General features: G+C 56.2%; 12 protein-coding genes and 1 tRNA gene. 6 read left to right on the top strand and 7 right to left on the bottom strand.

The window, feature by feature from the left end:
• The first annotated feature begins 1 nt into the window (after window position 1).
• Window positions 2-391, top strand: coding sequence for an oxalurate catabolism protein HpxZ (gene hpxZ / locus WFM45_RS00065; RefSeq protein ID WP_033634117.1), 390 nt, complete (start codon window positions 2-4; stop codon window positions 389-391).
• 60 nt (window positions 392-451) lie between these two features.
• Here hpxZ and WFM45_RS00060 read toward each other — a convergent pair whose 3' ends face one another.
• Window positions 452-1330, bottom strand: a complete 879-nt coding sequence (locus WFM45_RS00060; protein WP_004930199.1) for a siderophore-interacting protein — start codon at window positions 1328-1330, stop codon at window positions 452-454.
• Window positions 1331-1565: 235 nt separating this feature from the next.
• Here WFM45_RS00060 and WFM45_RS00055 point away from each other — a divergent pair, with 235 nt between their 5' ends.
• Window positions 1566-3806 carry a TonB-dependent siderophore receptor gene (locus WFM45_RS00055; RefSeq protein WP_336953970.1) on the top strand — a complete coding sequence of 747 codons (2241 nt, stop codon included), beginning with the start codon at window positions 1566-1568 and terminating at the stop codon, window positions 3804-3806.
• Between the two features lie 105 nt (window positions 3807-3911).
• Here the strand turns inward: WFM45_RS00055 and WFM45_RS00050 are convergent.
• Both WFM45_RS00050 and dnaQ read right to left on the bottom strand, forming a co-directional pair.
• A tRNA-Asp gene (locus WFM45_RS00050) sits at window positions 3912-3988 on the bottom strand.
• 144 nt (window positions 3989-4132) lie between these two features.
• On the bottom strand, window positions 4133-4876 hold the full coding sequence (gene dnaQ, locus WFM45_RS00045) for a DNA polymerase III subunit epsilon (RefSeq protein ID WP_004930195.1): 744 nt from the start codon (window positions 4874-4876) through the stop codon (window positions 4133-4135).
• A gap of 72 nt (window positions 4877-4948) precedes the next feature.
• Here dnaQ and rnhA point away from each other — a divergent pair, with 72 nt between their 5' ends.
• Window positions 4949-5416 (top strand): ribonuclease HI, encoded by a 468-nt coding sequence (gene rnhA, locus WFM45_RS00040; protein ID WP_336953967.1) that lies wholly within the window; start codon window positions 4949-4951, stop codon window positions 5414-5416.
• Here the strand turns inward: rnhA and WFM45_RS00035 are convergent.
• On the bottom strand, window positions 5413-6132 hold the full coding sequence (locus WFM45_RS00035) for a class I SAM-dependent methyltransferase (protein ID WP_004930191.1): 720 nt from the start codon (window positions 6130-6132) through the stop codon (window positions 5413-5415). The two genes, rnhA and WFM45_RS00035, sit on opposite strands and share 4 nt — an antisense overlap.
• 44 nt (window positions 6133-6176) lie before the next feature.
• Here WFM45_RS00035 and gloB point away from each other — a divergent pair, with 44 nt between their 5' ends.
• Both gloB and mltD read left to right on the top strand, forming a co-directional pair.
• A complete protein-coding gene (gloB, locus tag WFM45_RS00030) occupies window positions 6177-6932 on the top strand; it encodes a hydroxyacylglutathione hydrolase (RefSeq protein WP_082997618.1) in 756 nt (251 codons plus the stop codon).
• Between the two features lie 71 nt (window positions 6933-7003).
• Window positions 7004-8386: a murein transglycosylase D gene (gene mltD / locus WFM45_RS00025; protein ID WP_004930188.1), complete on the top strand. Its 1383-nt coding sequence runs from the start codon at window positions 7004-7006 to the stop codon at window positions 8384-8386.
• 52 nt (window positions 8387-8438) lie between these two features.
• Here mltD and WFM45_RS00020 read toward each other — a convergent pair whose 3' ends face one another.
• Window positions 8439-9233: an endonuclease/exonuclease/phosphatase family protein gene (locus WFM45_RS00020; RefSeq protein ID WP_025160092.1), complete on the bottom strand. Its 795-nt coding sequence runs from the start codon at window positions 9231-9233 to the stop codon at window positions 8439-8441.
• Between the two features lie 241 nt (window positions 9234-9474).
• Window positions 9475-10650, bottom strand: coding sequence for an MFS transporter (locus tag WFM45_RS00015; RefSeq protein ID WP_004930185.1), 1176 nt, complete (start codon window positions 10648-10650; stop codon window positions 9475-9477).
• A gap of 105 nt (window positions 10651-10755) precedes the next feature.
• Here WFM45_RS00015 and yafC point away from each other — a divergent pair, with 105 nt between their 5' ends.
• Window positions 10756-11643, top strand: coding sequence for a DNA-binding transcriptional regulator YafC (gene yafC / locus WFM45_RS00010; protein ID WP_048326822.1), 888 nt, complete (start codon window positions 10756-10758; stop codon window positions 11641-11643).
• 47 nt (window positions 11644-11690) lie between these two features.
• Here the strand turns inward: yafC and dkgB are convergent, their stop codons facing one another.
• Window positions 11691-12494: a 2,5-didehydrogluconate reductase DkgB gene (gene dkgB, locus WFM45_RS00005; protein WP_015376713.1), complete on the bottom strand. Its 804-nt coding sequence runs from the start codon at window positions 12492-12494 to the stop codon at window positions 11691-11693.
• Window positions 12495-12704 lie beyond the last annotated feature (210 nt).

The raw sequence follows: 12704 nt of genomic DNA, 5'->3' as shown, positions 1-12704 counted from the left end.
AATGAACAATGAACATATCGATCGGCCGGCGGTGCTGGCGGAGGTCAACGCCGCCTTTTACCGCTATGAGCAGGCGTTAATCAGCAATGACATCGATGTGCTGGACGAGTTGTTCTGGCACGACGCGCGCACGGTGCGCTATGGCGCCACCGAAAGCCTCTACGGTATCGACGAGATCCGCGATTTTCGTCAACGGCGCCCGGCCAACGGACTGGAGCGGCTGTTGGAAAACACCCAAATCACGACTTTTGGTGAAGATATGGCGGTGGCCAGCACGGAATTTCATCGGCCGGGCAGCAATCGCAGGGGGCGGCAAATGCAAACCTGGGTCAAACTGCCCTGTGGCTGGCGCATCGTAGCGGCGCACGTCAGCCTGCTCGACGCGCCTTAGCCTTCACAGGGCTCCAGGCGGTAGAACCCATGATGCAGTCGCGCGGCGACAGCGGCCGACTCAGCACCAGTAGGCCATAAAGTTAACGGTAGCGCGGTCCAGATCGCGTTCGCCGATCAGATAACGGCGCAGGGTTTTCACCGCCGAAGACTCGGCCGCCACCCAGGCATAGAAAGCGTTGCCGCCCGCCGCCCGCTCCCACAACACCTCATCGCTCAGGCTGCTTTCCGCCAGAGACTGCGCTTGCGCGCACGCCGAAGCGGGAATATCCACCCGCTGGCGCACCGCTTCCACCAGCAACGTGCCGTGCGCCAACTGGCGGCCCACATCGCGCGGCAGCCAGTAAACCTCGGCGAACGGGAAGCGGGTCAAATCCAGGCAATCCCCCGCCTGCGGCACTTCGAAGAACGCCTGCACGCGCGGCGGATTGGTCTGCTGCGCCAATTGCTCCAGAATGCCCATCGCCGCCGGCACGGCCGTTTCATCGGCGATCAACAGCGCCTGCTGCAACTGCGCCGGCGGCGCCCATTCGTAGCCGCCGCTGTCGCCGTCGAAGTCAGCGTTGGGGGCGACGGTCTGGATGGCATCACCCGGCTCGGCGTGAGTCGCCCAGGCGGAGGCCGGGCCGTTCACGCCATGCAGCACGAACTCGACGTCCATCTGATTCTGCTCACGGCGCAGCGCACGCAGCGTATAAGTGCGCATCACCGGGCGTCGCTCTTTGGGGATCGCCATGTAATCGCCATACCAGTCCGGGCTATTGGCCAACTGCGGGATCTGGCCGTCCGCCGCCGGGAACAGCAGTTTGATGCGCTGATCCGGCGCTTCCAACTTCATCCGATGAATATCCGCACCTTCAAACACGCAGCGCACCAGCGAAGGTGAAATCAGCGTTTTGCTTTTCAAGGTGATATCAAAAATTCTGTAGCTGGCGGACATGTTCTCGATTCTCCGGCAACGGCTGTCGCTTGAACGTATGGCCGATCGGCTGCCGTGTTGACGGCGTGGGTTGCTCGATCGCGCAGCGGGTAAAATGTTAATAAAACTAATTAATTACGTTAATGTATCGCAAAAAATCATATCATGATTTTATTGATAACAAGAAACGTTATTGATAAAAGAATCATTCTCAAAAAATAACGCAATAACAATATCACCTGGGAAATAAATAACGATGAAACGCAAACACCTTTGGGTTTTGAATCCTTGTCTGCTGGCGATGCTTGCGCCAACGGCTTGGGCAGAAGATCAGAAAGCCGGCGCCGAAGAGCAGATGGTGGTCTCCGCCAGCCGTTCACACCGCAGCACGGCGGAAATGGCGCAGACCACCTGGGTGATCGAAAGCCAGGAGATCGAACAGCAGGTTCAGGGCGGCAAAGAGATCAAGGACATGTTGGCGCAGCTGATCCCCGGCATGGACGTCAGCGGCCAGGGCCGCACCAACTATGGCATGAATATGCGCGGCCGCTCGATGATGGTGATGATTGACGGCGTGCGCCTGAATTCATCGCGCAGCGACAGCCGCCAGTTGGATTCGATCGATCCGTTCAATATCGATCATATCGAGGTGATTTCCGGCGCGACCTCGCTGTACGGCGGCGGCAGCACCGGCGGCCTGATCAATATCGTCACCAAAAAAGGACAACAGGAACAGCAGGTCGAGTTGCAGGTCGGCGGTAAAACCGGCTTTGGCGGCCATAACGATCACGACGAGAACGTGGCGGCGGCGGTCAGCGGCGGCAACGACAATGCCTCTGGGCGCCTGTCCGTTTCTTACCAGCGCTATGGCGGCTGGTATGACGGCAAAGGCAATGAGGTATTGATCGACAATACCCAAACCGGCCTGCAGTATTCCGATCGCCTCGACGTGATGGGCACCGGCACCCTCAACATCGACGATCATCAACAGCTGCAGCTGACCACCCAATACTACAAAAGCCAATCCGACGGCGATCACGGCCTGTTCCTGGGAGAGAACTTTGCGGCGGTGACCGGCAATGCCAAGGCATATAACAGCGGTAACTTAAACTCCGATCGCGTCCCCGGCACCGAACGACATCTCATCAACCTGCAGTATTCCAACACTGATTTCCTCGGCCAGGATTTGGTGGCGCAGGTCTACTACCGCGACGAAACGTTGACCTTCTACCCGTTCCCGACGCTGGCGGGCAAAGCGCCGAACTATTACGTCAGCAGCATTGGCGCTTCGCAGCAAAAAACCGATTTCTACGGTGGCAAGCTGACGTTAAACAGCAAACCTGTCGACGCACTGACGCTGACTTACGGCATTGACGCCGAGCATGAAAGCTTCAACGCCAACCAGCAGTTCTTCAACCTGGCGAAGGCTCAGCAGTCGGGCGGCATGACGCTGGAGAACGCTTACAGCACCGGCCGCTACCCGAGCTATACCACCAGCAACCTGGCGTCGTTCCTGCAGGCCAGCTACGACATCAACCCGATCTTCACCCTGAGCGGCGGCGTGCGTTATCAGTACACCGAAAACAAGATTGATGACTTCGTCGGTTATAACCAGCAGCAGGCAATCGCCACCGGCGCCGCGACGTCCGCCGACGCTATACCGGGCGGGAAAACCGACTACAACAACGCGCTGTTCAATGCCGGCCTGCTGGCGCACCTGACCGAGCGCCAGCAAACCTGGTTCAACTTCTCTCAGGGCTTTGAGATCCCGGATCCGGGCAAATATTACGGTAACGGCACCTACGCGTTGAACGGCGGACATTACCAGTTGCTGAAGAGTGTCAACGTCGGCGACTCCAAGCTGGAAGGCATCAAGGTCAATGCCTACGAGCTGGGCTGGCGCTATACCGGCGATAACCTGCGCACGCAAATCGCCGCCTACTACTCGCTGTCCGACAAGAGCATCGCCATCAACAAAACCGACATGACCATTAACGTCAATGCGGATAAGCGGCGCATCTATGGACTGGAAGGGGCGGTGGACTACTTCTTTGAAGACAGCGACTGGAGCGCCGGCACCAACTTCAACGTTATCCGCTCCGAAACCAAGGTCAACGGCGAATGGAAGAAGCTGGTGGTCGATACCGCCAGCCCATCGAAAGTCACCGCTTATGTCGGCTGGGCGCCGGGCGACTGGAATCTGCGTTTACAGTCGCAGCAAACCTTCGACGTGTCGGACGATGGCGATTACACCAAGGCCAATTCCACCCAGGGCCGCAAAATCGATGGCTACAACACCCTCGATTTCCTCGGCAGCTATACCCTGCCGGTAGGGAAAATCAGCTTCAGCGTGGAAAACTTGCTGGACAAGGAATACACCACCGTTTGGGGCCAACGCGCGCCGATCCTGTACAGCCCGACCTACGGATCGCCTGAGCTGTACAGCTATAAAGGCCGCGGACGCACCTTCGGCTTGAACTATTCGGTGTTATTCTGAGAATAAGGGGCCGGTCTGCCGGCCCCGTTCATTGGGCCGCGCCGTTTTTCAGAGAACGGAAACGACGAAGCCCTGAGTTATCGCTAACTCAGGGCTTCTGAATAGTGGCGGAACGGACGGGGCTCGAACCCGCGACCCCCTGCGTGACAGGCAGGTATTCTAACCAACTGAACTACCGCTCCGCGCCATTCCCTCTTGCGGGGGAACGAGGCGCATATTACGGACGCCTCTCGGTTCCGTCAACGCCTTTTTCTCCGCAAATGAACCGTTTGCACAGTTTTTCAACGAAGATTCATCCGGTGAGGTTTTTTCACGCAAAAACGCCGTTATTCCGCCGGCGCTCCGCGCCACAGGCAGCTACCGCCCTTCTTCGCCACCAGATCCAGACGCGCCTCATGCGCCTTCACTTCTTCGTCGCTGGCGTAGACCACTTTCATCGCCGTCGCCGGGCGGACAATGCGCTGTATTTCTTGCGCGGCGTCATTTTGCTGGGTATCCCCCTCCATCTGGAACGCTATCGAGGTCTGACCGCCGGTCATCGCCAGATAAACTTCCGCCAGGATCTCGGCATCGAGCAATGCGCCGTGCAGCGTACGCTTGCTGTTGTCTATCTCATAACGGCTGCACAAGGCATCGAGGTTGTTGCGCTTGCCCGGGAACAGGCGACGCGCCATCAACAGGCTGTCGGTGATGGTGCAGAAGGTCTCGGTCTTCGGGATGCCCTGCTGCAACATGCGGAATTCGTGATCCATAAAGCCGATATCGAACGCCGCGTTATGGATCACCAGCTCGCCGCCGCGGATAAAGTCGAGGAATTCCTCGGCAACCTGATCGAAGGTCGGCTTGTCGGCCAGGAAGTCGTCGCTGATGCCGTGTACGCCGTAGGCTTCCGGATCCACCAGCCGATCCGGCTTGATGTATACGTGGAAGTTGCGCCCGGTCAGGCGGCGGTTAATCACCTCCACCGCACCGATTTCGATGATGCGGTGCCCTTCGTAGTGCACCCCAAGCTTGTTCATACCGGTAGTTTCGGTATCGAGGACAATCTGTCTGGTGGTTGTAGAGATCATATTGCAGTGCTCACAGCGCTCGTTTATGTCAGACTTGGCTTTTATAAAACTGATAGGAAGAGTCTACCAGAGATGCTCAAACAGGTAGAAATTTTCACCGACGGCTCCTGCCTTGGCAACCCCGGCCCCGGTGGCTACGGCGCGATACTGCGCTATAAGCAGACGGAAAAAACCTTCAGCGAAGGATTCCGTCTGACCACCAATAACCGCATGGAAATGATGGCGGCGATCGTGGCGCTGGAAGCGCTGACCTTGCCCTGCGCCGTGACGCTCAGCACCGACAGCCAGTACGTGCGCCAGGGCATCACCAGTTGGATCCATAACTGGAAGAAACGCGGTTGGAAAACCGCCGACAAAAAACCGGTCAAAAATGTCGATCTGTGGCAGCGGCTGGATCAGGCCATTCAGCGCCACGAGGTGAAATGGGAATGGGTCAAGGGCCACGCCGGCCATCCGGAGAACGAACGTTGTGACGTGCTGGCGCGCGAAGCGGCCGGTAAACCGACGCAGGAAGACGTCGGTTACCAACCGGAAGCCTAAGGCAGCTTGCGATAGCTCTTGGTCGCGCCCACCGCGCGGCTGAGAGACGGCTTTCTCGCCCCCAGTTTCATCGGCGTAGGCGTCAGCGGCAAGGTGCGCTTACGCGCCACAATCACGCTCATGCAGCCCAGCGCCGGCAAATGGGTGCATAAAAATTTGCCGCCCTTGCGGTGCCACGGCAGTACGTGAAAACGCGCCTGGTGCAACACCTCGTAATTCAGCAGGCTGAGCCAATCCAGCAGCCGCATCTGGGTAAACATGCGGCTGACATAGGGCTGGCGACGACGCAACCCGGGCGCCAGCTTGCCCAACCCCAGCAGGCTGAACGGATTGAAACTGCTGATGACCAACCAGCCGTCGTCGATCAACACCCTGTCCACCTCACGCAGCATGCGGTGCGGATCGTCCGCATAGGACAGCGTATGCGCCAACAGGCAGGCATCTACCGACTTGGCGGCAAACGGCAGTTGATAAGCGTCGGCGACCACCTGCAGCCCCTCCCCCTCCAGCCCTACGTTAACCTGATGGGAGATTGCGCATTTATCCGTGGCTAGCTCGGCGCTGAGCATGCCCATCTTCAACAGATGGAAACCGAACAGCTTGGGCCACCAGGGTTGCAACTGCCGCTCGAGCGCTTCACGATAATACTCCCCCCACGGCAGCTCAGCCCAGGACTGCGGGCCGGTGAGCTTTTGTAGAGTATGGGCTGGTTTCATGATTTATTATCTTCTTTCAAGCCGTTGCCAACGAGAGGTACACCATGAATCTTATCAGCATTCCCGCCTTCCAGGACAATTACATTTGGTTATTGGATGACCGGCAGGGGCGCTGCATTATCGTCGATCCGGGTGAAGCGCGGCCGGTGCTCGAGGCGCTGCAGCGCCTGCAACTGGCGCCGTCGGCGATCCTGCTGACCCACCACCACCACGATCACGTCGGTGGCGTGGCGCAGATTGTCGCACAGTACCCTGGCCTGGCCGTCTATGGGCCGCAGGAAACCGCGGACAAAGGCGCCAACCACATCGTCCATGACGGCGACACCTTTGATATCGATGGCCGCCAATACAGGACTATCGCCGTTCCCGGCCATACGCTGGGCCATGTGGCATTCTATAGTGCCCCTTATCTGTTCTGCGGCGACACCATTTTCTCCGCCGGCTGCGGCAGGCTGTTTGAAGGCACCGCCAAACAAATGTACGACTCATTTCAACAACTCGCGCAACTTCCCGATAACACCTTAATTTGCTGCGCGCATGAATATACTCTTTCAAATCTTAAGTTTGCGCGGGCTATTTTGCCGGAAGATCGAGAGATTGAAACATATCAACAACATGTTGAAGCGTTAAGGGCAAAAGGCCAAGCCAGCGTGCCGACCACATTGCAATTAGAGCGCAAAATTAACCTATTTTTACGTTGCCATGACACTGATTTACAAAAGAAATTAGGCTTTAATTCACCACCAAAAAGCCTTCATTCAGTTTTTTCCGAATTACGCCTGCGGAAAGATAACTTCTAAGCTTTTAGTTGTGTTATTTGGCGAAGCAAAGTATTATTGCTCGTCTTTTAAGCAACTACATTGACACACACATGAAGGCTAAAGCGATATTTCTCGCCTCGGTCTTGCTAGTGGGTTGCCAGTCGTCCAGGCAGGACGCACCGGCGCCAGAACAGCATGCACAGAGTTTGTCTTCGGCTGGTCAAGATGGTGAAGCAGGAGAGTACACAGCAAATGGCCGAGCGAGCTCGGCGCGGTGGTTGGATAACAACAGTCCCGCCGCGCAACAGGACCTGTGGAACTTCATTAGCGACGAGCTGAAGATGGAGGTTCCGGAAAATTCCCGGATCCGTGATCAGAAAAGAAAGTACTTAAAAAGTAAGAGCTATCTCCACGATGTAACATTACGGGCAGAGCCGTACATGTACTGGATAGTCGGGCAGATTAAGAAACGTAATATGCCGATGGAACTGGTACTGCTACCCATAGTGGAGAGCGCTTTTGACCCACACGCCACGTCAAGTGCCAACGCCGCAGGGCTATGGCAAATCGTGCCGCAAACGGGTCGCAATTATGGTTTGAAAAACAATCAGTGGTATGACGGCCGACGCGATGTCGTCGCCTCGACAACCGCTGCGCTTAACATGATGCAGCGCTTGAACCGCATGTTTAACGGCGACTGGTTACTGACCGTAGCCGCCTATAACAGTGGTGAAGGCCGCGTGATGCAAGCGGTGAAGGCAAACAAACGCCAGGGTAAGCCAACCAATTTCTGGGCATTGTCGCTTCCGCGTGAAACGTCAATCTATGTCCCGAAAATGCTGGCGCTGAGCGACATCATCAAGAACAGCAAGAAGTACGGCGTGAAACTCCCGAAAACGGATGAAACCCGTGCGCTGGCGCGTATCGATGTCGGACAGCAGATCCAGCTGACTCAGGCGGCTGAGATGGCTGGGCTTTCAGTCACCAAGATGAAAGCGTATAACCCAGGCTACAAAAAAGGCGTTACGGCACCCAACGGGCCCCATTACATCATGGTTCCCAAAGGACATGCCGAGCAACTGAAAGACTCGCTGGCCGATGGCCAGATCGCCGTGACTCAGCCAACGACGCAGTTGGCGAAGAACAGCGGTTTGACCGGTGGCAGTTCGTATAAAGTGCGCTCCGGCGACACCTTATCGGGCATTGCCAAACGGCTGAACGTTAAGACCAGCGATTTGCAGAGTTGGAACAACTTACGCGCCAAGAGCGCCATAAAAGTTGGGCAAACCCTGCAAGTGGCCAGCAATACTGGCAGTAACAGCAGTATCACCTACCAGGTTCGTAAAGGTGATTCGCTCGCCAGTATCGCACGTCGTCACGGCGTCGATATTAACGACGTGATGCGTTGGAATTCAACGCTCGCCAAAGGCAACCTGCAGCCAGGTCTGAAGCTGACCCTGTTTGTCGGCAACAAGCTAACGCCGGATACTTAAATGTTCGGCACAAAAAAAGCACCCTTCGGGGTGCTTTTTTATTAGCTGCGATTCACCATACCGGCGAGTCTTTCTCCGGATGAAACTCCACCAACAGCGGGTTGTGATCCGACGCGCTGGTCACCAGCACCGACGCCTCCACCACCCCCAGATTGCGGTAAAATACGAAATCCAGTGGACGACCGAAGGCCTTGCGGCGATGGTCGTCGGTGAAACTCACCTCGCGCAGCGCCATCTCTCCGGCGAAGTCATACAGCGCATTGATGCGCTTGCGGCTCCAGGCGTTGAAGTCCCCGGCCATGATCACCGGCCCCCGGTGACTGGCGATCTGTTCGCCTATCGGCCCCAACTGCTTGCTGTAGACGTCGACGCCCAGGCTAAAGTTCACCGCATGGATGTTCACCACCATCAACAGCTCGCCGTTGTACAGCGGATAAACGGTGATCAGGGCCGACTTGGACAGCCGCAGCAGCGGCTCTCGCTCGCGCAGCGGGCAACAGTAAACAGGATGAGCGGCCGCCAGCGTCATCACGCCGGAAGGGTGCTGCGGTAGCACAAAGGCCGGCACCTGATCGGCCGCCAGATAGTTGGCGGTAGCATAGCTCACCAACTCTGGCGTGGTTTGCGCCTCTTGCAACAATACCAGCTGCGCGTCTTTGCCATGGTTCTTCAGCACCGAAAGCCAGTCGGCTCGCTGCTGTTTGAAAATATTCCACACCATAACGCGCAAGGCGCCGGTCGTCGGCAGCGCCGCCCCTGGCGGCAACGGCTGGTTAACGGCGCCAGGAAAGATTCGCTCAACTGGCTGACCTGCAACATACCTCATTGCATAAGTTCGTTTCGGCACGCGATTCGCCTATTACCCATTAACATGAAAACTGGCGATGAACACTCGCCAACGATGAATTGATTATACGCCTACCCTGCATAGAGGGCATGGCTTTTGCGGGCATCACCTTTTCAGTTATAGGGGCCGCCTGCAGCGATTTCAATCTTCTGACGGTATAGCTGTGTAAAGGTGAGGGGTAATAGGTGAAAAATGCGAAAAGGCCCGCAAAATGCGGGCCAGGCAGCAAGGGTTTTACGAATTAAGCCGTTTGCAGCTGAGACTTTTTATCCAGGCGGCCACTGAGGCTAACCAGCAACAATGCAACCACCACGATCAGCGCGCCAATCCAGGGGGTCTGCGCCAGCCCCAGTGAGGCAACAGTCTGGCCGCCAATCACCGAGCCGAGCGCAATGCCGATGTTGAACGCCGCGATGTTGAGACCGGACGCCACATCCACCGCATTTGGCGTGTATTGCGCGGCTTTCTGCACCACATACACCTGCAGCCCCGGCACGTTGCCGAAAGCGAACACGCCCATCACAATCACCGTCAGCAAAGCGGCAATACTGTGGCTGGCGGTAAACTGGAACACCAGCAACAAAACGGCCAGCGCGGCAAAGATAAAGCTCAACGCACGCACGGCCCCATGACGATCGGCCAGCTTGCCTCCCCAGATGTTACCCACCGCCACCGCGACGCCATAAGCCAACAGTATCCAGCTCACGGTCGGAGCAGAGAAGCCGGCCAGTTCCTGCATCATCGGCGCAAGGAAGGTAAAGGTCGTGAAGACCCCGCCGTATCCCAATGCGGTAATCGCGTAAATCAGCAGCAGACGAGGATGAGTCAGCACTTTCAGCTGTTCCCGCACGCCGGCGCTGCCCTGGTTCTTGATATTGCTCGGCACCAGAATAATGCTGGCCAGCGTGGCGACAGCGCCAATCAGAGAAACGGCCAGGAAGGTCTCACGCCAGCCAAACTGCTGGCCGATGAACGTCCCCAGCGGTACGCCGGTCACCAGCGCCACCGTCAGGCCACCAAACATGATGGCGATGGCGGAGGCCGCCTTCTCTTTCGCCACCAGGCTAGTGGCGATAGTGGAACCGATAGAGAAGAACACGCCGTGCGCCAGGCCGGTCAACAACCGAGCCACTACCAGCGATTCATAACTGGGTGACTGCCAGGCTAGCAGGTTGCCGAGAGTGAACAGCACCATCAGGCCAACCAGCAGCAGTTTGCGCGGTATACGGCTGGTCAGGGCCGTCAGCACCGGCGCGCCAATGGCTACGCCGAGGGCATAGATAGTCACCAGCAACCCAGCGGACGGTACAGTCACTCCCAACTGCTCCGCGATAGTCGGAATCAACCCGACAATCACGAACTCGGTCGTGCCGATAGCAAAAGCGCTGATGGTTAAGGCAAGTAATGCGAGTGGCATTTTTTACTCCGAAATAGCATTCAAGTTGATGACGGCTATTATCGGCCTATGCTTAAATGATAAAAATGCTCAAAATTTCAAATTAACTTTGCCATTGGAGCAAAAATGAAAGCAAACTCAGACGAGCTGATCACCTTTGTCACCGTCGTGGAAAGCGGCAGTTTCAGTCGGGCGGCTGAACGCCTGGAACAAGCGAATTCCGTGGTTAGCCGAACGGTGAAAAAACTGGAAAGCAAACTGGGCGTTACGCTGCTCAACCGCACCACGCGCCAAATCAGCCTGACTCAGGAAGGAGAGAATTACTTTCGCCAGGTGCAGAAGGTACTGAACGATATGGCCGCGGCAGAAAATGCGCTGATGGAAAGCCGTCAACGCCCGCAAGGCCTGCTGCGCGTCGACGCGGCAACGCCGGTGGTGCTGCACATGCTGACGCCTTTAGTGGCGGAGTTCCGCGAACGTTATCCTGAAATGTCGTTATCGCTGGTGTCTTCGGAAAACTTTATCAATTTGATCGAGCGAAAAGTGGATATTGCGATCCGCGTAGGCGAACTGACCGATTCCACGCTGAAAGCGCGCAAACTGATGACCAGCTACCGGCATGTGCTCGCCTCCCCCGCCTATCTGGCGCAGCACGGCACGCCGCTAACGGTAGAAGATCTTGCACATCACTGCTGCATCGGCTTCAACGACCTGCCCAGTTTGAACCGCTGGCCACTGGCTTGTTCAGATGGCAGCCAGTTGGAAATCGCTCCCGGCTTGACCACTAATAGTGGAGAAACCCAGCGCCATCTCTGTCTGCATGGCAACGGTATCGCCTGCCTGTCGGACTTTATGAGCGACGAAGATATCAAACGTGGAGATTTGGTTCCGATTCTGGTGGAAGCGACACTGCCGGTCGCCATGCCGATCAACGCGGTTTATTACAGCGACAGCGCCGTTAGCAACCGTCTGCGCAGCTTTATTGATTTTGTGAGTGAATACCTGAAACGATAAAAAAGGCGCCCTGATGGACGCCTTATGCTAACCACTGCGAGGAAAGATTAATCCCAGTTTGGCGCCAGGCCTTCCGGGCTAACCAGACGGCCGTTGCACTCCAGTGCGGCGATCTGCGCCATATCTTCGTCGGTCAGCGTCAGTTGCTGTGCCAACAGGTTGCTCGCCAGGTTTTCACGTTTGGTCGAGGAAGGAATAACTGCATAACCCAGCTTCAATGCCCAAGCCAGGACAACCTGTGCAGGAGTTGCATTGTGACGAGCGGCGATGCTTTTAATCGTTTCATCCTGCAGTGCTTTGCCATAGGCCAACGTCATGTAAGAGGTGATGGCGATGCCGTGCTGCTGCGCGAATTCTACCACCTTGCGGTTCTGCAAGAACGGTGACAGCTCGATTTGGTTGGTGGCGATTTCATCGGCGCCAATCGCGTCAATCGCTTGCTGCATCAAGTCGATAGTGAAGTTAGATACGCCAATTTGGCGAGTCAGCCCCAGCTTTTTCGCTTCCAGCAACTCAGCCATAAATTCGGCAACTGGCACTTCGTCGTTGGGTGACGGCCAGTGGATCAGCGTCAGATCAACGTAGGAGGTTTGCAGTTTTTTCAAGCTTTCTTGCAGGCTTGGGATCAGTGTGCCTTTCGCCAGATTCGCGATCCAAATCTTGGTGGTGATGAACAGGTCTTCACGTTTCACGCCGCTGGCAGCGATAGCCTGGCCAACAGCCGCTTCATTTTCATAGATCTGCGCGGTGTCGATAGTGCGATAGCCCAGCTCAAGTGCAGTGCTGACAGAATCGATAACAACCTGATCCTGAAGGCGGAAAGTACCTAAACCAAATGCAGGGATGCTCATAATGTTTTCTCTCATTAACAGGTAGATGTGGTATGAGGAAGATTATGGCAACTTTTTTATTGATCAAAAACGCCTGGTTCGGCATAAGACTTTTGATCTAAAGGCAATAATATGGAGAAAGGCGAGGCGGTAAAGAGGAACAATTCCAGTCTGAAAAGCGCAAAATGCAGATATGAAAAAGCCCTGAGTCGAAACTCAGGGCTTATCAAT

It is taken from the genome of Serratia sp. KG1D, from assembly GCF_037150675.1.
Taxonomy (GTDB): Bacteria; Pseudomonadota; Gammaproteobacteria; order Enterobacterales; family Enterobacteriaceae; genus Serratia; species Serratia nematodiphila.
The sequence above is the reverse complement of the archived record's forward strand: the minus strand, read 5'-3'. Positions and strand labels throughout refer to the sequence as shown.